This window comes from Streptomyces sp. P9-A4, assembly GCF_036634195.1.
Taxonomy (GTDB): Bacteria; Actinomycetota; Actinomycetes; order Streptomycetales; family Streptomycetaceae; genus Streptomyces.
The window spans coordinates 1,206,907-1,230,856 of sequence record NZ_JAZIFY010000001.1 but is presented as its reverse complement, the minus strand read 5'-3'; the positions used below and the strand labels follow the sequence as shown (position 1 = coordinate 1,230,856).

Here is a 23,950-nt window from a genome sequence, read left to right as displayed (position 1 = left end):
GAGTACGACACAACGGAGGGCCGCCCCGGGATTCCCGGGGCGGCCCTCCGCCGTATCGGGCACGCACCTACGGCCGGGAGCGGCACGCCTGTTCGCGTGGCGGAGCCCTGGCGGAGGGCGGCGGGGCGAGGGCGCTCACTCCTTCGGGTGAGATCGTCGGGGGGTGTTCCGTGGCGGGGTGCGCGGTCGGCAGAATCAACGCGGCCGCAGGGGCGGACACCTGTGGGCCGCAGGGCCTTCGGGCGCTGGCGGGGCTCGGGAAGGGCCGTGCATGATCCGTACGAGGTCGTTGGTCTCCGATGGCTCCCGGCTCCGCCGGCTGGCCCCGCTCGTTCTTCCCACCGCATGGGGTGCGGTGGCCGTGGCATGGAAGTTCGGCTGTCCGCTGGCCAGGCAGCCGGGGCTGCCCATGCGGATCGCCACCAGCGTCGTGTTCCTCACCGTCGGCATCGGTCTGGTCCTCGGACTCCGGTGGGGGCTCGTGCGCGAGCTGGCGCGGGTGCGGGCCGTCGCGGTCGCCACGCAGCGGGTCCTGCTGCGTCCGCCGCCCGCCCGGCTCCACGGACTTGCCCTGGCCGCGGGGCAGTTGTCCGCTTCCCGGGGCGCCTCCGTCGGCGGGGACCTGTACGAGGCGGTCGCCACGCCCTACGGGGTGCGGATGGTCATCGGGGACGTACGGGGCCACGGGCTCGCCGCACTCGGCGCGGTGGTCGCCGTGCTCGGGAGCTTCCGCGAGGCCGCGCACGACGAACCCGGCCTCGACGGGGTGCTGCGCCGACTGGAACGGGCCCTGGACCGGCACCTCCGCGAGCGGGCCGGGGAGGAGCACCCGGCGCGCTCCGGGACGGCGCCGGAGCATCCCGTGGCCGAGGAGTTCGTGACGCTGCTGCTCCTGGAGATCGGGCCCGACGGGCGTCTGTCGGTCCTCAACTGCGGCCACCCCGGCCCGTACCGTGTCGGGCGGACGGTGGAGCGGCTCGCGCTCGGCGAACCCCTGCCCCCGCTCGGCGTCCTGCCGCTGCCCGCCGTGCTCACCCCGTACACCGGGGCCCGGCTGCTGCCCGGCGAGACGCTGGTCCTCCACACCGACGGCGCGGAGGAGGCCCGTGACCAGCGCGGCCGGTTCTTCGCGCTCGGCACCGCCCTGGCCGGCCCGCCCGGCGAGGCGCCCGCCGCCCTCGTGCACCGGGTCCACACGGCCCTGCTGCACCACACGGGCGGCCGGCTCACGGACGACATCGCCCTGCTCGTCGTACGCAACGACCGCGTCCGGGTACCGGCGCAGCCCGCCGAACCCGGGCTGCGCCGCCCCCGGCCCGCCCCCTCCTCCCACTGCTGAGCGGAGGGGGCCGGGGCCGGCGTCGCCCGCCCCGCCACGGAGTGTCGGGCAGATCAGCGGGGCGGGCGACGCGGACCGGGCGGCCGCACTGTACGAGGGGGAGTCGGCGGCCCGGTCGTCGCCTTGCGGCGAGATGCACAGTCAAGCGGTGCGGGGACGAGCGCGGCAGAGTACGCGGACCGGAAGAACGAGTACTTGGTTCACACCCCGTGCGAAACCGCCCGAAGCGATGCGGACCCGAGGCGCGCCTTCCGCACTGGTACGGCCCGTACGAATTCGGCCACCGCTACGCTGAGTTCACCGAGCGACCGGAGCGGCCATGCAGCCCAACACCTTGCTCGACGCCCTGCTCGACGAAGCGGGCGTCTCGAACGCCGGACTGGCCGCCCATGTGAACCGGGCCGGCCGGTCCAGGGGCCTCGCCCTGCGTTACGAACACACCGCCGTGGCCCGCTGGCTGAAGGGCCAGCGGCCACGCGGCCAGGTGCCCGACCTGATCTGCGAGGTGCTGGCCGCCCGGCTGCACCGGCAGGTGACCCTGGACGACATCGGCTTCGGGGTGCCGGGCGGACCGCTGCCGGCGGTCGGCTCGCCGCTGTCCGGTTTCGTGGAGCGGGCGGCAGCGCTGTGGCGCTCCGACGAACAGCAGCGGCCGCACATAGTGGGTGCGCCGGCCGTGACCGGCACCCCGGCGGTGATGCCGGTGTGGGAGTGGGAGAACCCGCCGGAGGACATGGACGTGTCCCGGGTCGGGCGGACCTCGGTCTCGGAGGTCGACATCGCCGTGCTGAGCGCGGCCCGCTCCCACTACGAGCAGATGTACCGCAAGGCCGGGGGCATCGCGACCCGGGCCCGGATCGTCGGCTTCCTCACCACCGAGACCGCGCCGCTGCTGCGGGGTTCGTACAGCGACGCGCTCGGGCGCAGACTGCACCGGGCCACCGGCGGTCTCGTCGCGGTGGCGGGCATCTGCGCCTACGACGCGGACGCCCACGGGCTCGCCCAGCGCTACTTCCACCAGGCGCTGCGGCTCGCGAAGGCGAGCGGCGACCGGGGCCTCGGCGCCTATGTGATCGCGCTGCTCGTCAACCAGTCGCTGTTCATGGGGGAGTACCGGCAGGCGGTGGCGTTCGCGGAGGCGGCGCTCCGGGCGGCGGGGCGGCAGATCACCCCGGCGCTCGCCGCCGATCTGACGGCGATGCAGGCGAAGGCGTACGCGCATCTGGGCGACGGCATCGCCGCGCTGGCCTGCATCCGGCGGGCCGAGACGGCGGCGGATCGGATCACTCCGGGCGAGGAGCCGGCCGAGACGGGCTATGTCCAGCCGGGGTTCGTCAACGTCCAGGTCGCCGAGGCACTCCTCGGTCTGGGTGATCTCTCCGCAGCCCACGAGCACGCGTCGACGGCGGTGGGGACGCCCTCGCACGACCGGGGCCGGGTGCACCGGCTCGCCATGCTCTGCCAGATCCAGCTGTGCCGGGGGGAGTCGGACGCGGCGGCCCGTACGGCGGTCGAGATGACGGAGCGGGCGCGGGGGATGGAGTCGCGGCGGCTGCGGGACCGGCTGCGCCAGGTCAGGGCGCGGCTGCTGACGAGTGGCGGAGGCGAGGCCCGGGAGGCGGCGGCTCTCATCGACGGGACGCTGCGCGTTCCCCTGTGAGGGCCGAACTGCTGCGATATTGCCACCAAACAAGCACCGACCAGTCGGAAGGTGGCAAAAACGTGCAGTGGACGAAACTGAGCGAACGCTCTGTGTATGAGAATCGCTGGTTCCAAGTGAACCTCGCGGACGTCGAACTCCCGGACGGCCGCCGCCTCGACCACTATCTGATCCGGCTCCGTCCGGTCGCCGTCGCCACGGCGGTCAACGACGCCGACGAAGTGCTGATGCTCTGGCGCCACCGCTTCATCACCGACAGCTGGGGCTGGGAACTGGCCGCCGGTGTCGTCGAGGACGGGGAGGACGTCGAGACGGCCGCCGCCCGCGAGATGGAGGAGGAGACCGGCTGGCGGCCGGGGCCGCTGCGCCATCTCCTCACCGTCGAACCGTCCAACGGCCTCACCGACGCCCGGCACCATCTGTACTGGTCCGAGGAGGCCACGTACACCGGACCGCCGCAGGACGACTTCGAATCCTCGCGGCGGGCCTGGGTCCCGCTCAAACAGGTCCCGGACATGATCGCCCGGGGCGAGGTCCCGGCCGCCAACATGGCCGCCGGACTGCTGATGCTCCACCATCTGCGGCTCGGCTGACGTCAAGGGCCCCGCAGACGCCGGACGGCCCGTACCTGTGCGGGTGTACGGGCCGTCCGGAGGGGCGCGGAGCGCCGGGGGAGGGATCAGGGGTACGGGTAGAAGCCCGAGCCCGTCTTCCGGCCGAGGCGGCCCGCGTCGACCATCCGCTGGAGCAGCGGGGGAGCGGCGTACAGCGGCTCCTTGAACTCGGCGTACATCGAGTCGGCGATCGAGGCGATCGTGTCCAGACCGATGAGGTCCGAGAGCTTCAGCGGGCCCATCGGGTGGGCGCAGCCGAACTCCATGCCGTTGTCGATGTCGTCGCGGCTGGCGATGCCCGACTCGAACATCCGGATCGCGGAGAGCAGGTACGGCACCAGCAGCGCGTTGACCACGAAGCCGGAACGGTCCTGCGCGCGGATCGCGTGCTTGCCGAGCGCCTTCTCGGCGAAGGCCTGCGCCCGGCTGATCGTGCCCTCGGAGGTGGTGAGGGCCGGGATCAGCTCGACGAGCTTCTGCACCGGGGCCGGGTTGAAGAAGTGGATGCCGATGACCTGGTCGGGGCGGGAGGTCGCCACGGCCAGCTTGACCAGCGGGATGGAGGAGGTGTTCGAGGCCAGGATGGCGTCCGGGCGGGTCATCACCTGGTCGAGGACCTGGAAGATCTCGGTCTTGACCTGCTCGTTCTCCACGACCGCCTCGATGACGAGGTCACGGTCGGCGAACTCGCCGAGGTCGGTGGTGAAGCTGAGCCGCGCGAGCGTCGCGTCCCGCTCCTCCTCGCTGATCTTGCCGCGTTCGGCGGCCTTGGCCAGCGAGTTGTAGAGGCGTGTGCGGCCGATCTCCAGCGCCTCGCCGGTGGTCTCGGCGACCTTCACCTCAAGGCCGCTCCGGGCACACACCTCTGCGATGCCCGCGCCCATCTGGCCGCAGCCCACCACTCCGACGCGCTCAATGTCGGCCATGGAGTCCGTCACCTCGTGCCTTTCGCTCTTCTTGGCGGCGGGGGCCCGTGTGATTCCGGTGCGTCCGCCTCGACCCCACGACGTTACCGCTCATTAACCGATGATCGATCGTCCGGGGCGGGCATGCTGTCCGGGTGCGTGTGACGTATCCGACACAGGAGGGGTACAAGTGCGGCCTTTCGGCAGAAGAGGATTCGTGACGGGCGCCGCGGGAGCGGCGCTGGCCGTGACGGGCGCGGGCGCGGTGACGGCGGCGGGGACCGGGGCCGGTGCGGTCGCCGCTTCCCCGCCGGAGGGATCGGCTCCGCCCGTACCGGAGGAGCGGGCCGGTCCCGACGCGGGCGGAGCGCCTCGGCGACGGCAGTTCCGGGGTGTGTGGATCGCCACGGTCGCCAACCGCGACTGGCCCTCCCGCGCGGGCCTGACCACCGAGAAGCAGCGCGCCGAACTCCTCGCCCACCTGGACACCGCGGTCGAGCGCCGGCTGAACGCGGTCGTCCTCCAGGTCCGGCCCACCGCCGACGCGCTCTGGCCCTCGCCGTACGAGCCCTGGGCACAGTGCCTCACCGGGACGCAGGGCCGCGATCCCGGCTGGGACCCGCTGGGCACGGCCGTCGAGGAGGCGCACGCGCGCGGGCTCGAACTGCACGCCTGGTTCAACCCGTACCGGGTGGCCAACCACACCGACCCGACCCGGCTCACCGCCGGCCATCCGGCCCGGCTGCACCCCGAGTGGGTGCTGCCCTACGGCGGCAAGCTCTACTACAACCCGGGGCTTCCCGAGGTCAGGCAGTTCGTCCAGGACGCGATGCTGGACGCGCTGCGGCGCTACGACATCGACGCCGTGCACTGGGACGACTACTTCTACCCGTACCCGGTGGCCGGGCAGGTCTTCGCCGACGACGAGGCGTACGCGCGATACGGCGGGGACTTCCCCGACAAGGCGTCCTGGCGGCGGAACAACACGGATCTGCTGGTCTCCGGCACGGCCGCGCGGATCAAGGAGATCAAGCGCGACGTGGCCTTCGGGGTGAGTCCCTTCGGGGTCTGGCGGAACGTCGCCACCGACCCGGAGGGATCGGACACCCGCGCGGGCGTGCAGACCTACGACGACCTGTACGCCGACACCCGGAAGTGGATCCGGGAGGGCTGGGTGGACTACGTCGTGCCGCAGCTGTACTGGAACATCGGCCTGCCGGCCGCCGACTACGCCAAGCTGCTGCCCTGGTGGGACGCGGTCGTACGGGGCACCGGCGTCCGGCTGTACATCGGCGAGGCGCTCTACAAGGCCGGCGACCCGGCCCAGCCCGCCGCCTGGCAGGACCCGAAGGAACTGTCACGGCACCTGGACCTCGCCGCCGGCCACCCCGGCGTGGAAGGCCACTGCTACTTCGCGGCGAAGGAGATCGCGTCGGACCCGATCGGGGCGATGAGCACCGTGGTGGCGGACCACTACCCGACCACGGTCCGCCCGCCGAGGCTCCGTCCGCCGGGGTGGGGAGGGCGGCGGTAGGGCAGCCGCGGGGATAGGGCAGCCAAGGCCGGGCGCGGCGGGGGCCGGTCGGCGTCGGCGTCGGCTTCGGGGCCGGCGCCGGGGCCGACGCGTCGCGCGTCGGTCTGTCCGGGGCGGGGTCCGCCGGCTCAGCCGATTCCCGCCTCCGGATGGTGGCGTACGACGGTGTCGGGGCCCGGCGACATCAGGGCCTCGTGACCGTCGTCGTCGAACTTCACGCGGTACGGGGGCATGCCGTTCTCCCCCAGTACCTGAAGGACCTCGGCCGTACGGTCGTGATGACCGACGGTCCGGCCGTGCACCAGCAGTTTGTCGCCCACATTCGCCTGCATCGGGGTGACCTCCTCGCGACCGCGCTTGTCCTGCTCGGAACCTCTGTCTGCCATTGTGTCCTGGATCACCCCGGTTCGTCGCGTCAGCTCTTCGCCCGCTGAGTGACGGCGATGCAGACCAGCACGGCCACCGCCGCGAGCGGGGCGGCGAGCGGCAGCGTCTCGCCGAGCAGGAAGACCGACCAGAAGAGGGTGAGGAGCGGCTGCGCCAGCTGGAGCTGGCTCGCCTTCGGGATGCCGATCGACGCCATGCCCCGGTACCAGACGTACAGGCCGAAGAAGGTGGAACCGGCGGCCACCCAGACCAGACCGATGACACCGTGGGCGGTCAGACGCACCGGTTCCAGGGAGAGGGCCACGGCCGAGCCGGCCACCATCAGCGGCAGGCAGAGGATCAGGGCCCAGCCGATGACCTGCCAGCCGGGCATCAGCCGGGCGAGGCGGCCACCCTCGGTGTAGCCGGCGGCGCACACGAGCAGGGCGCCGAACAGGTACAGATCACCCCGCGACACGGCGCCACCGCTCTGCTGGAGCGTGAAGGCGATCACCACGACCGCGCCGGACACGGCCGCGCCCCAGAAGGTACGGGAAGGGCGGCGCCCGGTCCGCAGCGCCGCGAAGGTCGCCGTGGTGAGCGGCAGCAGGCCCACGACGACGGCGGCGTGCGAGGTGGTGGACGTCTGAAGGGCCAGCGTCGTCAGGAGCGGGAAGCCGATGACGACCCCGCCGGCGACCACCGCGAGGCCCGCCCAGTGGCGGCGCTCCGGCAGCGGCACCCGGCCGACGAGGAGGAAGACGCCCGCGATGAGGGCGGCGAGCGTGGAGCGCACCGTCACCAGGGACCAGGGGCCGAAGCTCTCCAGGCCCCAGACGGTCGACGGGAAGGTGAGCGAGAAGGAGAGCACGCCGAGAACGGCGAGGAGGGTGCCGCGACGCAACGGGTCGATGGCGCTCGGGGCGGCGGTGGCGGGCGCGGTGGCGGTCGCGCTCGCGGCGGCGGTGGCGCTTTCGGCGGTGGCGGTGACCGCTATCGTCGACGTGGCAGTAGCGCTATTGTTTGCTCTCATGAATGAGCGTAGCAGTGTCGCGGAGCTGGCGCAGTCCCTGCGTGGGGAGTTGAACTGCTACTCACCTGGTGGAAAACTGCCGTCCAGCCGGGCACTCGTCGAGCGCTACCGGGTCTCTCCGGTGACCGTTACCCGGGCCCTCGCACAGCTCGCCGCCGAAGGGCTCGTCGTCACCCGCCCCGGCGCCGGCGCCTTCCGGGCCGAGCCCAGGACCGCCGCCCCCGCCACCGGGGACACCTCCTGGCAGGAGCTCGCGCTCAGCGCCGACACCGCCACCGAACTCGTGCCCCGGGCCGTCGACGCCTCCGGTGTCCTCGTCACCCTCGCCGCGCCGCCGCCCGGCGTCGTCGAGTTCAACGGCGGCTACCTCCATGCCTCCCTCCAGCCCGAGCGGGCCCTCGCCGCCGCCCTCGCCCGCGCCGGGCGTCGCCCCGGGGCCTGGAGCAGGCCGCCGACCGACGGCCTGCCCGAACTGCGGGAGTGGTTCGCCCGCGAGATCGGCGGCGGTGTCACCGCCGCCGAGATCCTGATCACCGCTGGCGGCCAGTCCGCCATCACCACCGCCCTGCGGGCCCTGGCACCGCCCGGCACCCCCGTCCTCGTGGAGTCGCCCACCTATCCGGGCATGCTCGCCGTCGCCCGAGCCGCCGGGCTCCGCCCCGTCCCCGTACCCACCGACGCCGACGGGGTCCGCCCCGAACTCCTCGAAGCCGCGTTCCGCGCCACCGGAGCCCGGGTCTTCGTCTGCCAGCCGCTCTTCCAGAACCCGACCGGGGCTGTGCTCGCCCCGGAACGGCGCCGCGAGGTGGTCCGCATCGCGCGCGCCGCCGGTGCCTTCGTCGTCGAGGACGACTTCGCCCGCCGCCTCGTCCACGAGGACGCGCCGCCGCTCCCCGCGCCGCTCGCCGCCGACGACCCCGACGGCGTCGTCGTCCACGTCTGCTCACTCACGAAGATCACCTCGCCGAACCTGCGGGTCGGCGCCCTCGCCGCCCGGGGCCCCGTCCTGGAACGGCTCCGCGCCATCCAGGTCGTCGACAGCTTCTTCGTGCCCCGGCCGCTCCAGGAGGCCGCGCTCGAACTCGTCGGCTCGCCCGCCTGGCACCGCCATCTGCGGGGCGTCTCCCAGGAGCTCAGGAGCCGCCGCGACATACTGGCCGGCGCGGTCGCCCGCCATCTGCCCGCACTCGCGCTGCCCCACGTCCCCTACGGCGGCTACCACCTCTGGCTCCGCCTCCCCGACACCGTGCCCGAGGCCGCGCTGCTCACCGCCGCCCTGCGGACCGGCGTCGCCGCCGCACCCGGCCGCCCCTACTTCTGCGCCGAGCCCCCCGCCGGCCACATCCGGCTGAGTTTCGCGGGTGTCGCGGGCCCCACCGAGATCGCGGAGGGCGTACGCCGCCTCAGGACGGCCGTCGACGAGCTCACCCCCTGAATGCCCCGGCCGCCCGCCGCGCCCCGCCGCCCCGGTCCCACCCCCTCCCGGCGGTCCCCCGCCCCGGCAAATTCACCTGACAAGCCCCGCCGTCACTGGAAGCCTTCGCTCATGAACGACAGCGCGACCACCGCCAGCCCCGTCATGCACGGTGCGTACGAGATCTCAGCCGACCCGGGGCGGATCGACGCCGCCCGTGTCCACCACTGGCTCTCCACGGACGCCTACTGGGCCCTCGGCCGACCTCGCGAGAAGCAGGACCGGGCGATCGCGACCTCTCTCAACTTCGGCGCCTACCACCGCGAGACCGGAGAGATCGCCGCCTACGCGCGCGTCGTCACCGACTACGCCACCTTCGCCTGGCTCTGTGACGTCTATGTCGACCGTCCGGCCCGCGGCACCGGCATCGGCACCGCGCTCGTCACCGTCGTCCGCGATCACCTTGAGCCGTACGGGCTGCGCCGCATCATGCTCGCCACGGCCGACGCGCACGGCGTGTACGAGAAGGTCGGTTTCACGCCACTGCAGAATCCGGACAAGTGGATGACTCTCGGGCAGCACTGAGCCGCCGCCCCTCCCGCCCCGGCGGATGACCCTTGACCTGCGGCGCCCTCGGCCTCACGATCGCGGCCATGAGTCTTCGGGTGACGCTCGTCACAGCGGCACGCAGCTCCTCCCTTCTCGCCGAACGCTTCGACGACGACCGGCCTCTGGACGAGGCCGGCTGGTACGACGTGCAGCTCGCCGCGCCCGCGCTCATCCCGCTCGGCGCGGCCGAGCTGCGCTACTGCTCCCCGACCCCGCGCAGTCGCGCCACCGGCACCGCCCTCGGCTACGCCCCCCTTGCCCAGCCCGCGCTGCGCGACTGCGACATGGGCCGCTGGCGGGGCCTGACCCTCGCCGAGGTCGCCGCCCTCGAACCGGCCGCCGTCGACGCCTGGCTCACCGACCCCCGTACCGCCCCGCACGGCGGCGAACCCCTCCTCGCCTTCATCATCCGGATAGGGAACTGGCTCGACACCCGCCCGGCCGAGGACGGCTTCATCGTCGCGGTCGCCGAACCCTCCGTCGTACGGGCCGCCCTCGTGTACGCCCTCAAGGCACCGCCCGGCACGTACTGGAACGTCGACGTCCGCCCCCTCTCCACCGTCACCCTCACCGGCCGCCCAGGCCTCTGGCACCTCCAGCTCGACGCGGCCCTCCACTGACCGTTCCGCCCCTCCGGCTCGACGGGGCCGTGCACTGACCGCCCCGCCCCTCCGGCTCGACGGGGCCGTGCACTGACCGGCCAGCCGTCCCGCCCCTCCCCTTCCGCCGCACGTCTCCCACCCACCCCTGCCCAGCCCCGCTCGGGTCCGCCCGGGCCCGGGACATCGGGCCTCATCCGCCCGCCCGCGCGCGCCGGTGGACGCGCACGGGGAGAGGGGACGGCCGCGACCGGCTAGCCTGAGGGCACGATGAACCGTTTGACCACGTCATGGGGCGCCTTCGCGCTCACCCGCCATCCCGAGGACCCGCGCGACCAGTTGCGCGCCTGGGACGCGTCCGACGAGTACCTCCTCGGCCACCTGGCCGAGGCCGGTACCGACCTGTCCGGCACCGTCGCCGTCCTCGGCGACCGCTGGGGAGCCCTCGTCACCGCACTCCAGGCCGCCGGCCCCGGCGAACTCGTCCAGATCTCCGACTCCTACCTCGGAGTACAGGCCACGCGGACCAACCTCGCGCGCGCCGGAGCCGCCCCGGACGCCGTCCGGCTGCTCACCACCCAGGACCCGCCGCCCCCGCGGATCGACGTCCTCCTCGTCCGCGTCCCCAAGAGCCTCGCTCTTCTGGAGGACCAGCTGCACCGGCTCGCACCCGCCGTGCACGAGGACACGGTGATCATCGGCACCGGCATGGTCAAGGAGATCCACACCTCCACCCTCCGCCTCTTCGAGCGGATCCTCGGTCCCACCCGCACCTCCCTCGCGGTGAAGAAGGCCCGGCTGATCCACACCACGCCCGACCGGTCCCTCACGCCGCGCCCCAACCCCTGGCCGCACCGGTACGACCTTCCGGCGGACACCCCCGCGCCCGGTCTCCCCGGGCTGACGGTCACCAACCACGCCGGCGTCTTCTGCGCCGACCGCCTCGACATCGGCACCCGCTTCCTCCTCGCGAACCTCCCCGGTCACCTCGGCCGGGCCCGCGTCGCGGACCTGGGCTGCGGCAACGGCGTGGTCGGCCTCGCCGTCGCCCTCCACGAACCCGACGCGGAACTGATCTTCACCGACGAGTCCTACCAGGCCGTCGCCTCCGCCGAGGAGAACTTCCGCACCCACGTGGGCGCCGGACGCAAGGCCGAGTTCCTCGTCGGCGACGGGCTGTCGGACCTGCCCGAGGGCTCGGTCGACCTCGTGCTCAACAACCCGCCGTTCCACACCCACCAGGCCACCACCGACCGCACGGCCCGCCGCATGTTCACCGACGCGCGGCGCGCGCTGCGGCCGGGCGGCGAACTGTGGGTCATCGGCAACCGCCACCTCGGCTACCACGTCACGCTGCGCCGGATCTTCGGCAACAGCGAACTCGTCGCCAGCGACGCGAAGTTCGTCGTCCTGCGAGCGGTGCGGACCGCGGCGTAATCCGATTCCGCGGGAGCGGGGCGCGGCCGGGACCTCCCGCCGCGCCCCGCCCTCATATGCCCCAGGTGCGGGAGCACAGGACGAGTCGGTACCCGTCGGGGTCGGCGACGGTGACACCCCACTCGTCCCAGTACGGATTGTGCGCGGCCACCCGGGTCCCACCGGCCTCGACCAGCCGCCGCACCTGCTCTTCCTCGACGGGCGCCCCCAGATAGACGACGAACAGGTCGTCCACGGTCGGGGCGGGCTCCAGCGGACGCCCGGGATCACGCGTCAGCTCGAAGTGCCAACTTCCGTCCGGAGGCCCGACCATGAGCAGGTCGTGCCTGCCCGGCTCCGCCGAGGTGCTTCGCCACTGCACCTCAAGTCCGAGTCCGTCGACGTAGAACCGCTCGGCGGCGGCCAGATCCCGTGAAGGGCGGGCGACCCTTACCCGGGTCTGCGCATCGATGATCATGCCTCAAGGCTAGGCGTCGACCGGCTGCCCCGCTGTCCGGGATCACCCTGCCCTTCCACGGAGTTGACCCTGACACGCGGGTCGGGGTCCACCCCGTACCCGAGGGGGTCAGGATTCAGGAAAGGCCAGGTCGAGGGCGCGTACCCGGTGCTCTCCGGTGGTGATGGTCAGGGTCGTGATGCGGCCCAGGCGGAGCGTGAACGCCACCGCGGAGACCGGCCGCCCGTCGACGAACGCGACCGCTCCGAGGGCGCCGTCGACCAGCGCGGGCCGGGAGGCGTCCGCGAACCGCGCGAACGCCGCCGCCCCCTCGGAGACCGCCGGTGCGCCGTGCACCGGGCCGCGCTCGGAGTACGCGACGACGTCCGGGTCCAGCACGGCGGCGAGCACACGGGCGTCACGCGCGCGTGCGGCAGCCAGGAACCGGTCCACGACGGCCCGCTGCCGCCCGGCGTCCCCTTCGGATCCGGCCGCCCCGCCGCCCCGGATCCGGGCCCGCACCCGCCGGGCCAGGCGCCCCACCTCGTCCGGTGATCCACCGGCGATACGGGCGGTCTCGTACGGCGGCAGACCGAAGACGTCGTGCAGGACGTAGACGAGCCGTTCCTCGGCCCTGAGGGATTCCAGTACGACGAACAGCGCGAGCCAGACGGAATCGAGGGGGCACCGGTCCGCGTCCGCTGCGGCGCGGGGACCGGGCGCACCCCCACCACTCCCGCTCGCACCGGTCCCACCCCCACCGGTCTCGCTCGCACCGGCTCCGCCCGCCCCGGTCTCGCTCGCACCGGCTCCGCCCGCCCCGGTCTCGCTCGCACCGGCTCCGCCCGCCCCGGTCTCGCCCTCCGCCCCGCGCCCCTGGACTCGCCGTACGCACTCCAGGCCCACGAGTGCCGTCAGCCAGGCCCGTACCCCCGCCGCCCCCTCGTCCCGGCCGAGGCCCGCCCGTGCCGCCGCGAGCGCCTGCTCGGCCTCGGCCGGCGAGCCCGTGATCCGCAGGGCCACGTTCCGCAGCTGTTCCTCGTGGGCGTCGAAGCGCCCGGTCAGCGCCGTCAGAAAGGTGTCGTCGTGCATGGCGCCCCACTCCTCGTCGAATCCGTCACGGTGTTGACGCGAGGGCGCTGGGCGATGTGACAGAGGGGGCGACGGCTCAGCCCCGTACGGCCATCCGGCCGGCGAGGCCGCGCCGCGCCGGTCGCCGGGAGGACTCTGCGGGCTCGGCGGACGCCGTACGCTCCGCAGGACCCGGGCGCTCCGAGGGTTCCGTGCGCTGTGAGGGTTCCGTGCGCTGCGAGGCCCCCGCGCCTTCCGTGAGCCCCGTACGTCCGGCGAGCCCCGTCCGGTCCGTTCCCTCCGTGAGCTCCGCGAGGAGTCGTTCCCCGTCGCGCTGGGCCAGGCGCCGGCGCAGGCGTTCGACGCGCCCCGGCGTCTCCTCGTCCCGCGTCCCGGGGTCCACGTTCCAGTCGCACGCCGCGCACCAGGTGACATAGCGCCCGCCGTCCGGCACGTGCGCGCCGCACTCGGGACAGTCCCGCCCCGCCGTCCGGACCACCCCTGCAGCCCCGGCGGCCTCCGCAGCCCCGGCGGCCTCCGCAGCCCCGGCGGCCTCTGCCGCCTCCGCGGCCCCCGCCACCCCTGCCGTACCCGTCATCCCGATGTCTCCCCATGGGCAGGCCACCCCCGGCCCCGCCCTGTTCCGTGCCGATCACGCGCGCTCGCTCAACGGAGCGCCCGCGCATTATGCAGGGCCGATGGCCCCCGTGCGCCCGAGTTTCCACGCGCGGAAGCCGGCTCGACGCGGGGGCGTCGAGCCGGCTTCCGGGGGTGGTCGAGCGGGGGGCTCGACGGGGGTGGGTCAGTCGGTGCCGAATTCCATCGCGGCACGGTCCAGCATCTCGTCGTCGCCGGAGACCTCGCCGCGGGAGGCGATGGCCTCCGCGCCGCCCTCGGGCAGCTCGGTCATGGTGCCGATCAGGCCGGTCGCGGCGGCCTGGGCGGCGCCGATGGCCGGGTTGGAGCTGCCGATCAGGCCGAGGCCCGCGTACTGCTCCAGCTTGGCGCGCGAGTCGGCGATGTCCAGGTTGCGCATGGTGAGCTGGCCGATCCGGTCGGACGGGCCGAAGGCCGAGTCCTCGGTGCGCTCCATGGACAGCTTGTCCGGGTGGTAGCTGAACGCCGGGCCCGTGGTGTCGAGGATCGAGTAGTCCTCGCCCCGCCGCAGCCGCAGCGTCACCTCGCCGGTGACGGCCGCGCCGACCCAGCGCTGCAGGGACTCGCGGACCATGAGCGCCTGCGGGTCCAGCCACCGGCCCTCGTACATCAGCCGGCCGAGGCGCCGTCCCTCGTTGTGGTACTGGGCGAGGGTGTCCTCGTTGTGGATCGCGTTGACCAGCCGCTCGTAGGCCGCGTGCAGCAGGGCCATGCCGGGGGCCTCGTAGATGCCGCGGCTCTTGGCCTCGATGATCCGGTTCTCGATCTGGTCCGACATGCCCATGCCGTGGCGGCCGCCGATGGCGTTGGCCTCCATGACGAGGTCGACGGGGGAGGAGAACTCCTTGCCGTTGATGGACACCGGGCGGCCCTGGTCGAAGCCGATCGTGACGTCCTCGGTGTCGATCTCGACCGACGGGTCCCAGAAGCGGACACCCATGATCGGCTCGACGGTCTCCACACCCGTGTTCAGGTGCTCCAGGGTCTTCGCCTCGTGGGTGGCACCCCAGATGTTGGCGTCGGTGGAGTACGCCTTCTCGGTGCTGTCGCGGTACGGGAGGTCGTGGGCGACGAGCCACTCCGACATCTCCTTGCGCCCGCCCAGCTCGGTCACGAAGTCCGTGTCCAGCCAGGGCTTGTAGATCCGCAGGTGCGGGTTGGCGAGGAGGCCGTAGCGGTAGAACCGCTCGATGTCGTTGCCCTTGAACGTCGAGCCGTCGCCCCAGATCTGGACGTTGTCCTCGAGCATCGCCCGGACCAGCAGCGTGCCGGTGACGGCGCGGCCGAGGGGCGTGGTGTTGAAGTAGGCACGGCCGCCGGAGCGGATGTGGAACGCCCCGCAGGTGAGTGCGGCAAGACCCTCCTCGACCAGCGCGGCGCGGCAGTCGACCAGGCGCGCGATCTCGGCGCCGTAGGCCTTGGCGCGGCCGGGCACCGAGGCGATGTCGGGCTCGTCGTACTGGCCGATGTCGGCGGTGTAGGTGCACGGGATGGCGCCCTTGTCGCGCATCCATGCGACCGCGACGGAGGTGTCGAGGCCGCCGGAGAAGGCGATGCCGACGCGCTCGCCGGCGGGCAGGGAGGTGAGGACCTTGGACATAGGAAGAGTATGCATCATCTCGCATGGTCATGCAAAGGGGGTGGTGGTGAGTGATGACGGAACCGGCGCGTCCGGCGCCGGTCCACCCCTGCTGCCGTCGGCGGCTTCGGTAGGTGATGCCTCCCGTACGGCGTGCCTCTCGTGGCTCGCGCCCGCCCTCGCCGCGCGCCTCCGTTCAGGGGTTCAGCCCCGTACCTCCGCAGCCGACGCTAAATTCGAGCCCATGATCGTATGGCTCAACGGCACCCACGGCGTGGGCAAGACGACGACCGCCGCACTCGTGCGGGACCTGATCCCCGATTCGCGGGTCCTCGACGCCGAGAAGGTCGGCGAGACGCTCATGGACATCACGCCCGGGCTGCCTGCGACGGACAACTTCCAGCACTGGCCGCCGTGGCGCCCGCTCGTCGTCGAGACCGCCCGCCGCGTGCTCGACTACACCGGCGGCACTCTGGTGATGCCGATGACCGTCCTGGTCGAGGAGTACTGGCGCGAGATCGGCGCGGGCCTCGCCCGCCACGGCATTCCGGTACGGCACTTCGTGCTCCACGCCGACCAGGAGACCCTGCGCCGGCGCATCGCGGGCGACACCGTCATCGGCCCCGACTCCCCGTTCCGTCTCCACCACCTCCAGCACTACGCCGAGGCCGCCCGCACGTGGCTGCACGGTGAGGCCGAGGTCGTCGACACCACACACCTCACGCCCGGCCAGGCCGCGCAGCGGATCGCGGAGTCCGTGAGGGGGTGATGGGCGGCGCGGGCCGAGCCGAACCCCGGGAAACGGCCGCTGTCAATCCGACCGGAAACGCCGCCGGCTTCGCCTGCGCCGGACTCGTCGCGCTCGTGGGCGTGCCGAACTGTCAGCCCCTGCCCCGACCGAAGGAACACGGCGCGCGTTCCGCCGCGCCGGGTTCCTGTTCCTCGTCAGCTGCCCGGTGATGGCGCTGACGGTCGATGTTCCCGCCTGGGTCGCACCGGTGCTCGCCGTCCTCGCGGTGGTCGTCCACAGCGTCGGCGAGGTGTGGGAGTCCTCGGGCGGTTACGCACGCGGCTTCGGTCTCGCACCCGACCACGCCCAGGGCCAGTACCAAGGCCTCCTGGGCATCGGCTTCGACGCGGGCCAGGCCCTCGCCCCGGTGATCCTCACCGGCGCGGTCCTCGCGCTCGGACACACCGGCTGGCTGCTCCTCGGTGTGTTCTTCGCGCTCCTGGGCGCGGCGGGCCCTCCGGTGGCGGCGTGGGCCGAACGGACCCGGCCCACGAATCCGGACGAGGAGGCCCCGACGGACGCCCACGGCCCGGCCCGGGGCCGAAAGACCTCCTAGCCCCGCCGACCGCCGGCGCGACGACCCGCCCGCCGACCGCGTACGAGCCCCCGCCGACGCCATGCGAGCCCCTGCCGATCACGCACCCGTCCCTCGGGCACCCCCAGCCCCGCCACCCCGACCACCTCTCGTTGCATAAACCTGCGCTCGTGCGTATAGTCATGCCATCGATGAGGAGGGTGTTTCGATGACGGTACGAGTAGCAGTGGCGGGTGCGAGTGGATACGCGGGTGGAGAGCTTCTGCGTCTTCTTCTCGCCCACCCCCACGTGGAGATCGGCGCCCTGACCGGCCACTCCAACGCCGGGCAGCGGCTCGGGGGGCTTCAGCCCCATCTGCTGCCGCTCGCCGACCGCGTCCTCGTGCCCACCACCGCCGATGAGCTCGCCGGGAAGGGCCGTCGGCATGACGTGGTCTTCCTCGCCCTGCCGCACGGCCAGTCCGCCGCCGTCGCCGAGCACCTCGGACCGGATGTCCTCGTCGTCGACATGGGCGCCGACTTCCGGCTCAAGGAGCCCGCCGACTGGGAGACGTACTACGGCTCCCCGCACGCCGGCACCTGGCCCTACGGCCTTCCGGAACTGCCCGGTGCACGCGCCGCCCTTGAGGGGGCCAAGCGGATCGCGGTGCCCGGCTGCTACCCCACCGCCGTCTCGCTCGCGCTCTTCCCCGCGTACGCCGACGGGCTCGCCGAACCCGAGGCCGTGATCGTTGCCGCCTCCGGCACCTCCGGCGCGGGCAAGGCCGCCAAGCCGCACCTGCTCGGCAGCGAGGTCATGGGCAGCATGTCGCCGTACGGCGTCGGCGGCGGCCACCGGCACACCCCCGAGATGATCCAGAACCTCAGCGGACCGGCGGGGGAGCGGGTCACCGTCTCCTTCACGCCGACCCTGGCGCCGATGCCCCGGGGCATCCTCGCCACCTGCACCGCCGCCGCGAAGCCGGGCGTCACCGCCGAGGCCGTACGGGCCGCGTACGAGAAGGCCTTCGCGGACGAGCCCTTCGTCCATCTGCTGCCCGAGGGGCAGTGGCCGGCGACGGCGTCCGTCTACGGTTCCAACGCCGTTCAGGTGCAGGTCGCATATGACGCGGGGGCGAACCGGATCATCGCGATCAGCGCCATCGACAACCTCACCAAGGGCACCGCAGGCGGCGCGGTGCAGAGCATGAACATCGCCCTCGGCCTCCCCGAGGCCACCGGACTTTCCACGATTGGAGTCGCTCCGTGAGCGTCACCGCAGCGAAGGGATTCACGGCGGCGGGTATCGCCGCCGGGATCAAGTCGAACGGCAACCCGGACCTGGCCCTCGTGGTCAACACCGGGCCCCGCCGCGCCGCCGCGGGAGTCTTCACCTCCAACCGCGTCAAGGCCGCCCCCGTCGTCTGGTCCCAGCAGGTCCTGGCCGACGGCGAACTCACCGCGGTCGTCCTCAACTCGGGCGGCGCCAACGCCTGCACCGGCCCTCAGGGTTTCCAGGACACCCACGCCACCGCCGAGAAGGTCGCCGAGGTCCTCAGCGCCCAGGGCGCGGACGTCGGCGCCGGCGAGGTCGCCGTCGCGTCCACCGGCCTCATCGGCCTCCTGCTCCCCATGGACAAGCTCCTCCCCGGCGTCGAGAAGGCCGCGGCCGAGCTCTCCGAGCACGGCGGCGAGAAGGCCGCCATCGCCATCAAGACCACCGACACCGTCCACAAGACCTCCGTGGTCACCAAGGACGGCGACTGGACGGTCGGCGGCATGGCCAAGGGCGCGGGCATGCTCGCCCCGGGCCTCGCCACCATGCTCGTCGTCCTCACCACCGATGCCGATGTCGACGCCAAGGGCCTGGACAGCGCCCTCCGGGGCGCCACCCGCGTCACCTTCGACCGGGTCGACTCCGACGGCTGCATGTCCACCAACGACACCGTCCTCCTCCTCGCCTCCGGCGCCTCCGGCGTCACCCCGGCGCAGGACGCGTTCACCGAGGCCGTACGGGAGGTCTGCGACGACCTCGCCCGCCAGCTCATCGGCGACGCCGAGGGCGCCAGCAAGGACATCCGTATCGAGGTGGTCAACGCGGCCACCGAGGACGACGCCGTCGAGGTGGGCCGCTCCATCGCCCGGAACAACCTCCTCAAGTGCGCCATCCACGGCGAGGACCCCAACTGGGGCCGGGTGCTCTCCGCCATCGGCACCACGAAGGCCGCCTTCGAGCCCGACGCGCTCAATGTCGCCATCAACGGCGTCTGGGTGTGCAGGAACGGCTCCGTCGGCGAGGACCGCGACCTCGTCGACATGCGCTTCCGGGAGGTCAGCATCACCGCCGACCTCGCCGCCGGTACCGAGTCCGCCGTCATCTGGGCGAACGACCTCACCGCCGACTACGTCCACGAGAACAGCGCGTACTCGTCATGAGCGAGCCCCAGAACCCCGAGAGCACGACCCGGAAGCACACCGCGCTCCCCAAGGCCCAGATCCTCATCGAGGCGCTGCCCTGGCTGACGCGGCACAACGGCAAGACGGTCGTCATCAAGTTCGGCGGCAACGCCATGATCGACGAGGACCTCAAGGCCGCCTTCGCCCAGGACGTCGTCTTCCTGCGCCAGGCCGGCCTCAAGCCGGTCGTCGTCCACGGCGGCGGCCCCCAGATCAGCGCCGCCCTCGACCGCCACGGCATCGTCAGCGAGTTCAAGGCGGGCCTGCGGGTCACCACCGAGGACGCCATGGACGTCGTACGGATGGTCCTCGCCGGCCAGGTGCAGCGCGAGCTCGTCGGGCTGCTCAACCAGCACGGCCCGCTCGCCGTCGGCCTCACCGGCGAGGACGCCCACACCATCTCCGCCACCCGGCACCGCCCTGTGATCGGCGGCGAACAGATCGACATCGGCCGGGTCGGCGAGATCACCGCCATCGACACCGGTGCCATCCAGGCGCTCCTGGAGGACGGCCGCATCCCGGTCATCTCCTCCATCGCCCGCTCCCAGGACGACGGACATGTCTACAACGTCAATGCTGATACGGCGGCTGCGGCACTCGCTGCGGCGCTGGGCGCCGAGACCCTGATGGTCCTGACCGACGTCGAGGGCCTGTACGAGGACTGGCCGAACAGCGACGAGGTCATCAGCCGGCTCACCGCGAGCCAGCTGGAGAAGCTGCTGCCCGAGCTCTCCAGCGGCATGGTCCCCAAGATGGAGGGCTGCCTGCACGCCGTACGGAACGGCGTCACCACGGCCCGCGTGATCGACGGCCGGGTCCAGCACTCGATCCTGCTGGAGATCTTCACCGACGAGGGCATCGGCACGATGGTCGTGCCGGACGGACAGGGGGACTGATGAGCGGCACCGGCAACGAGCAGCTGACCCAGCGGTGGCAGGGCTCCCTCATGAACAACTACGGCACCCCTCAGCTGCCCCTCGTCCGCGGTGAGGGCGCCAAGGTCTGGGACGCCGACGGCAAGGAGTACCTCGACTTCGTCGGCGGCATCGCCGTCAACGCCCTCGGCCACGCCCACCCGGCGATCGTCGAGGCCGTCACCCGGCAGATCCAGAGCCTCGGCCACGTCTCCAACCTCTTCGTCGCCGAGCCGCCCGTCGCCCTCGCCGAGAAGCTCCTCGGCCTCTTCGGCCGCCCGGGCAAGGTCTTCTTCTGCAACTCGGGCGCCGAGGCCAACGAGGCCGCGTTCAAGATCGGCCGGCTCACCGGCCGCTCCCACATGGTCGCCACCCAGGGCGGCTTCCACGGCCGGACCATGGGATCCCTGGCGCTCACCGGCCAGCCCGGCAAGCGGACCCCGTTCCTGCCGCTGCCCGGCGACGTCACCCACGTCCCGTACGGCGACGTGGACGCGCTGCGCGCCGCCGTCACCGAGGACACCGCCTTCGTCGTCATCGAGCCCATCCAGGGCGAGAACGGCGTCGTCGTCCCGCCGCCCGGCTACCTCAAGGCCGCACGGGAGATCACCCGCGCCACCGGCACCCTGCTCGTCCTCGATGAGGTGCAGACGGGCATCGGCCGCTGCGGCCACTGGTTCGAGCACCAGGCCCACGAGGGCGTCGAGCCCGATGTCGTCACCCTCGCCAAGGGCCTCGGCGGCGGCCTCCCGCTCGGCGCGACCGTCGCGTTCGGCCCGGCCGCGGACCTGTTCGCACCCGGCCACCACGGCACCACCTTCGGCGGGAACCCCATCGCCTGCGCCGCCGGGCTCGCCGTACTGGACACCCTCGGCGCCGACGCGGCCCTCGACCACGTGAAGGCGGTCGGGGAGCGGCTGCGCCAGGGAATCGAGGGTCTGGGCCACCCGCTGGTCTCCCACGTCCGTGGTGCGGGCCTGCTGCTGGGTATCGTGCTCACGGAGTCCCTCGCACCGCAGGTGCAGCAGGCGGCTCAGGACGCCGGCCTCCTGGTGAACGCGCCCGCCCCCGATGTCGTACGGATCATGCCTCCGCTGGTCCTCACCGACGCCGAGGCGGACGCCTTCCTCCGGGCCCTGCCCGGAGTCCTCGACGTGGCGAACGGGCAAGGACGAACCGGAGAATGAGACGACGATGACCGACGCGCAGGAAATTGAGCACGGCGGGCCGTCCGTTCCGCAGACCCGCACCGCACGCCACCGCAGGATCGTCGACATTCTCAACCGGCAGCCGGTGCGCTCGCAGAGCCAGCTCGCCAAGCTCCTCGCGGACGACGGGCTGAGCGTCACCCAGGCGACGCTCTCCCGCGACCTCGACGAGCTGGGCGCGGTGAAGATCCGCAACACCGGCGGCGAGCTGATCTACGCGGTGCCCAGCGAGGGCGGCTTCCGCACCCCGCAGGCACCGCTCGGCGAGTCCGCCAAGGAGGAGCGCATGCGGCGCCTCTCCGGCGAACTGCTGATCTCGGCCGAGGCCTCCGCCAACCTGGTGGTCCTGCGGACCCCGCCGGGCGCCGCCCAGTTCCTCGCGTCGGCCATCGACCAGGCCGAACTCCAAGCGATCCTCGGCACGATCGCGGGCGACGACACCCTGCTCCTCATCAGCCGCGACCCCACGGGCGGCCAGGCCCTGGCCGACCACCTGCTGCGCCTGGCCCAGAAGGACCGCTGACCCTCCCGGCACGGCGGCCCGACCGGCGCTCGCGCCGCGCCCGTCGACGTGGGGGAAGCCCCCGCCCCGCCCCACGCGCGCGCGTGGGGCGGCTAACCGGCGGGCAGCGGCGGCAGCGGGAGGGGCAGCGCGGGCAGACCGTCGAGGCTGGTCCCGATGTGGTCCTTGCGCTCGCAGTACGCGTTGAACTCGTCGTCCGTCTTCCGGTTGAAGTACTCGGCGTGTATCGACCGGTCCTCCTGGTACTCCATCAGCGGGACGGCGAATCCGCACGCGTCGCTGACCCGCCGCGCGCTCACCACGACGATGGCCCGCGCGCTGCCCTGCCCCTCCACGGCCTCGGCCGGGAACCGCGCGAAGAGCTCGCCCCAGCGGGGATCGTCCCGGAGCACGGCCTCCCCGGTCCCGTGCACCCGCACCACGGTCGGCGGCCCGGAGAAGGCCGTCCACATGAGGGTGATGCGTCCGTTGCCCGGCTCCCGCAGATGCGCGATGGTCTCCGCGCCGCTGCCGCCGAAGTCGACATAGGCGAGCGTCAGCTCGTCGAGCACCACGAGCGTCCCCCGGCGCCCCTTGGGGGACAGATTGACGTGACCGTCGCCGTCGAGCGGCGCGGTGGCCGTGAAGAACACCGGCTGAGCCTCGATGAAGGCACGGAGCCGCCCGTCCATGTGTTCATACGTCTTTCCCATGGCCCGGATTCTCCACCCTCGCCCGTGCCGCCTGATCGCGCGTCTCGTTCAGTGGTCGGGGCTGGCGGTGCCAGGATTGACGAATCATGCGCTCGACTGCATACTCATGCATGAGACGTGGTCGCAAGGTGGAGGAGCAGTAGCTGTGAGCAGCAACAACGGTGATGTCCGGCTCTGGGGCGGACGGTTCGCGGACGGTCCCGCCGAGGCGCTGGCGAAGCTCTCCGCGTCGGTCCACTTCGACTGGCGTCTCGCGCCGTACGACATCGCCGGTTCCCGCGCCCACGCGCGCGTGCTGCACAAGGCGGGGCTGCTCACCGAGGACGAGCTGACCCGGATGCTCGCCGGGCTCGACCTGCTGGAGGCGGACGTCGCCGACGGCTCCTTCGTCGGCACCATCGCCGACGAGGACGTCCACACCGCCCTGGAGCGGGGCCTCCTGGAGCGCCTCGGTCCGGACCTCGGCGGCAAGCTGCGCGCCGGCCGGTCCCGTAACGACCAGGTCGCCACCCTCTTCAAGATGTACCTGCGCGACCACGCCCGGATCATCGGCGGCCTCGTCGCGGAGCTCCAGGACGCCCTGGTCGGTCTCGCGGAGGCCCACTCGGACGTCGCCATGCCCGGCCGTACGCACCTCCAGCACGCCCAGCCCGTGCTGTTCGCGCACCACGTCCTCGCCCACGTCCAGTCCCTCTCCCGGGACGCCGAGCGGCTGCGGCAGTGGGACACCCGGACGGCGGTCTCCCCGTACGGCTCCGGCGCCCTCGCCGGTTCCTCCCTCGGGCTCGACCCGGAGGCGGTCGCCAAGGACCTCGGCTTCGAGCGCGGCTCGGTCGGCAACTCCATCGACGGCACGGCCTCCCGTGACTTCGTCGCCGAGTTCAGCTTCATCACCGCGATGATCGGGATCAACCTCTCCCGGATCGCGGAGGAGATCATCATCTGGAACACGAAGGAGTTCTCCTTCGTGACCCTGCACGACGCCTTCTCCACCGGGTCGTCGATCATGCCGCAGAAGAAGAACCCGGACATCGCCGAGCTGGCCCGTGGCAAGTCCGGCCGCCTCATCGGCAACCACACCGGCCTGCTCGCCACCCTCAAGGCGCTCCCGCTCGCCTACAACCGAGACCTCCAGGAGGACAAGGAGCCGGTCTTCGACTCCTGCGACCAGCTGGAGATCCTGCTGCCGGCCTTCACCGGCATGATGGCCACGCTCACCGTCAACCGGGAGCGCATGGAGGAGCTGGCCCCGGCCGGCTTCTCGCTCGCGACGGACATCGCGGAGTGGCTGGTCAAGCAGGGCGTGCCGTTCCGGGTGGCGCACGAGGTGGCCGGCGAGTGCGTGAAGGTCGCCGAGTCCGAGGGCAAGGAGCTGGACGAGCTCACGGACGAGCAGTTCGCCAAGATCTCCGAGCACCTCACCCCCGAGGTCCGCACGGTCCTCAACGTCCCCGGCGCCCTCGCCTCCCGCGACGGCCGGGGCGGCACCGCCCCCTCGGCGGTCGCCACCCAGCTGGTCGAGGTCAAGGCGGACCTGGTGATCCAGCACGCCTGGGCCACCGCCAAGAAGTAGCACCCGGCAGGCCACCTCGGCCCACC

The 23,950-nt window shown here is 72.7% G+C and carries 24 protein-coding genes; 16 read left to right on the top strand and 8 right to left on the bottom strand.

Annotated elements, in window-relative coordinates:
• Positions 1-271: 271 nt before the first annotated feature.
• From V4Y03_RS05465 to V4Y03_RS05455, 3 genes are all read left to right on the top strand, one after another.
• The gene (locus V4Y03_RS05465) at positions 272-1,339 is read left to right on the top strand and encodes a PP2C family protein-serine/threonine phosphatase (protein WP_332434195.1); all 1,068 of its coding nucleotides are present in this window, start codon (positions 272-274) and stop codon (positions 1,337-1,339) included.
• A 319-nt stretch (positions 1,340-1,658) separates the two neighbouring features.
• A complete protein-coding gene (locus V4Y03_RS05460; RefSeq protein WP_332434194.1) occupies positions 1,659-2,999 on the top strand; it encodes a transcriptional regulator in 1,341 nt (446 codons plus the stop codon).
• 62 nt (positions 3,000-3,061) lie between these two features.
• Positions 3,062-3,592 carry an NUDIX hydrolase gene (locus V4Y03_RS05455; protein WP_317876752.1) on the top strand — a complete coding sequence of 177 codons (531 nt, stop codon included), beginning with the start codon at positions 3,062-3,064 and terminating at the stop codon, positions 3,590-3,592.
• An 86-nt stretch (positions 3,593-3,678) separates the two neighbouring features.
• Here the strand turns inward: V4Y03_RS05455 and V4Y03_RS05450 are convergent, their stop codons facing one another.
• Positions 3,679-4,539 carry a 3-hydroxybutyryl-CoA dehydrogenase gene (locus tag V4Y03_RS05450; RefSeq protein WP_189832407.1) on the bottom strand — a complete coding sequence of 287 codons (861 nt, stop codon included), beginning with the start codon at positions 4,537-4,539 and terminating at the stop codon, positions 3,679-3,681.
• A 169-nt stretch (positions 4,540-4,708) separates the two neighbouring features.
• Between V4Y03_RS05450 and V4Y03_RS05445 the strand changes: the two genes are divergently transcribed.
• Positions 4,709-6,052 (top strand): glycoside hydrolase family 10 protein, encoded by a 1,344-nt coding sequence (locus V4Y03_RS05445; RefSeq protein ID WP_443079746.1) that lies wholly within the window; start codon positions 4,709-4,711, stop codon positions 6,050-6,052.
• A gap of 128 nt (positions 6,053-6,180) precedes the next feature.
• Here the strand turns inward: V4Y03_RS05445 and V4Y03_RS05440 are convergent, their stop codons facing one another.
• Together V4Y03_RS05440 and V4Y03_RS05435 are read right to left on the bottom strand one after the other, a co-directional pair.
• Positions 6,181-6,384 carry a DUF1918 domain-containing protein gene (locus V4Y03_RS05440; protein WP_317876760.1) on the bottom strand — a complete coding sequence of 68 codons (204 nt, stop codon included), beginning with the start codon at positions 6,382-6,384 and terminating at the stop codon, positions 6,181-6,183.
• 83 nt (positions 6,385-6,467) lie between these two features.
• The gene (locus V4Y03_RS05435) at positions 6,468-7,451 is read right to left on the bottom strand and encodes a DMT family transporter (RefSeq protein WP_332434192.1); all 984 of its coding nucleotides are present in this window, start codon (positions 7,449-7,451) and stop codon (positions 6,468-6,470) included.
• On the opposite strand from V4Y03_RS05435, the gene V4Y03_RS05430 reads away from it, so the two are divergent.
• The 4 genes from V4Y03_RS05430 to V4Y03_RS05415 all read left to right on the top strand — a co-directional run bounded on the left by V4Y03_RS05430 (position 7,450) and on the right by V4Y03_RS05415 (position 11,510).
• On the top strand, positions 7,450-8,886 hold the full coding sequence (locus V4Y03_RS05430) for an aminotransferase-like domain-containing protein (RefSeq protein WP_317876755.1): 1,437 nt from the start codon (positions 7,450-7,452) through the stop codon (positions 8,884-8,886). The two genes, V4Y03_RS05435 and V4Y03_RS05430, sit on opposite strands and share 2 nt — an antisense overlap.
• A gap of 111 nt (positions 8,887-8,997) precedes the next feature.
• Positions 8,998-9,450: a GNAT family N-acetyltransferase gene (locus V4Y03_RS05425; protein ID WP_332434191.1), complete on the top strand. Its 453-nt coding sequence runs from the start codon at positions 8,998-9,000 to the stop codon at positions 9,448-9,450.
• Positions 9,451-9,518: 68 nt separating this feature from the next.
• Complete coding sequence (locus V4Y03_RS05420; protein WP_332434190.1) at positions 9,519-10,094, top strand: histidine phosphatase family protein; 576 nt, start codon at positions 9,519-9,521, stop codon at positions 10,092-10,094.
• A gap of 249 nt (positions 10,095-10,343) precedes the next feature.
• Positions 10,344-11,510: a methyltransferase gene (locus V4Y03_RS05415; RefSeq protein WP_332434189.1), complete on the top strand. Its 1,167-nt coding sequence runs from the start codon at positions 10,344-10,346 to the stop codon at positions 11,508-11,510.
• Positions 11,511-11,562: 52 nt separating this feature from the next.
• Here the strand turns inward: V4Y03_RS05415 and V4Y03_RS05410 are convergent, their stop codons facing one another.
• The 4 genes from V4Y03_RS05410 to argG all read right to left on the bottom strand — a co-directional run bounded on the left by V4Y03_RS05410 (position 11,563) and on the right by argG (position 15,274).
• Positions 11,563-11,967, bottom strand: coding sequence for a VOC family protein (locus tag V4Y03_RS05410; RefSeq protein WP_332434188.1), 405 nt, complete (start codon positions 11,965-11,967; stop codon positions 11,563-11,565).
• A 108-nt stretch (positions 11,968-12,075) separates the two neighbouring features.
• The gene (locus tag V4Y03_RS05405; protein WP_332434187.1) at positions 12,076-13,038 is read right to left on the bottom strand and encodes an RNA polymerase subunit sigma-70; all 963 of its coding nucleotides are present in this window, start codon (positions 13,036-13,038) and stop codon (positions 12,076-12,078) included.
• A 76-nt stretch (positions 13,039-13,114) separates the two neighbouring features.
• On the bottom strand, positions 13,115-13,615 hold the full coding sequence (locus V4Y03_RS05400; protein WP_332434186.1) for a hypothetical protein: 501 nt from the start codon (positions 13,613-13,615) through the stop codon (positions 13,115-13,117).
• A gap of 204 nt (positions 13,616-13,819) precedes the next feature.
• The gene (gene argG, locus V4Y03_RS05395) at positions 13,820-15,274 is read right to left on the bottom strand and encodes an argininosuccinate synthase (protein WP_317877200.1); all 1,455 of its coding nucleotides are present in this window, start codon (positions 15,272-15,274) and stop codon (positions 13,820-13,822) included.
• 223 nt (positions 15,275-15,497) lie between these two features.
• Between argG and V4Y03_RS05390 the strand changes: the two genes are divergently transcribed.
• From V4Y03_RS05390 to V4Y03_RS05360, 7 genes are all read left to right on the top strand, one after another.
• A complete protein-coding gene (locus V4Y03_RS05390) occupies positions 15,498-16,022 on the top strand; it encodes an AAA family ATPase (protein WP_332434185.1) in 525 nt (174 codons plus the stop codon).
• A gap of 190 nt (positions 16,023-16,212) precedes the next feature.
• Positions 16,213-16,599: a hypothetical protein gene (locus V4Y03_RS05385; protein ID WP_332434184.1), complete on the top strand. Its 387-nt coding sequence runs from the start codon at positions 16,213-16,215 to the stop codon at positions 16,597-16,599.
• Positions 16,600-16,786: 187 nt separating this feature from the next.
• Positions 16,787-17,827, top strand: coding sequence for an N-acetyl-gamma-glutamyl-phosphate reductase (gene argC / locus V4Y03_RS05380; protein WP_332434183.1), 1,041 nt, complete (start codon positions 16,787-16,789; stop codon positions 17,825-17,827).
• Entirely contained in the window at positions 17,824-18,993 is a 1,170-nt protein-coding gene (gene argJ / locus V4Y03_RS05375; protein ID WP_332434182.1) for a bifunctional glutamate N-acetyltransferase/amino-acid acetyltransferase ArgJ, read from the top strand. Before argC ends, argJ begins: the two co-directional genes overlap by 4 nt.
• Positions 18,990-19,910, top strand: coding sequence for an acetylglutamate kinase (gene argB / locus V4Y03_RS05370; RefSeq protein WP_317877196.1), 921 nt, complete (start codon positions 18,990-18,992; stop codon positions 19,908-19,910). Before argJ ends, argB begins: the two co-directional genes overlap by 4 nt.
• Entirely contained in the window at positions 19,910-21,115 is a 1,206-nt protein-coding gene (locus V4Y03_RS05365; RefSeq protein WP_332434181.1) for an acetylornithine transaminase, read from the top strand. Before argB ends, V4Y03_RS05365 begins: the two co-directional genes overlap by 1 nt.
• A gap of 7 nt (positions 21,116-21,122) precedes the next feature.
• Positions 21,123-21,659 carry an arginine repressor gene (locus tag V4Y03_RS05360; protein ID WP_317877194.1) on the top strand — a complete coding sequence of 179 codons (537 nt, stop codon included), beginning with the start codon at positions 21,123-21,125 and terminating at the stop codon, positions 21,657-21,659.
• Between the two features lie 92 nt (positions 21,660-21,751).
• Here V4Y03_RS05360 and V4Y03_RS05355 read toward each other — a convergent pair whose 3' ends face one another.
• Positions 21,752-22,351, bottom strand: a complete 600-nt coding sequence (locus tag V4Y03_RS05355) for a pyridoxamine 5'-phosphate oxidase family protein (RefSeq protein ID WP_332434180.1) — start codon at positions 22,349-22,351, stop codon at positions 21,752-21,754.
• A 145-nt stretch (positions 22,352-22,496) separates the two neighbouring features.
• Here V4Y03_RS05355 and argH point away from each other — a divergent pair, with 145 nt between their 5' ends.
• Positions 22,497-23,924: an argininosuccinate lyase gene (gene argH / locus V4Y03_RS05350; protein ID WP_317876196.1), complete on the top strand. Its 1,428-nt coding sequence runs from the start codon at positions 22,497-22,499 to the stop codon at positions 23,922-23,924.
• The last annotated feature ends 26 nt before the right edge of the window (positions 23,925-23,950 follow it).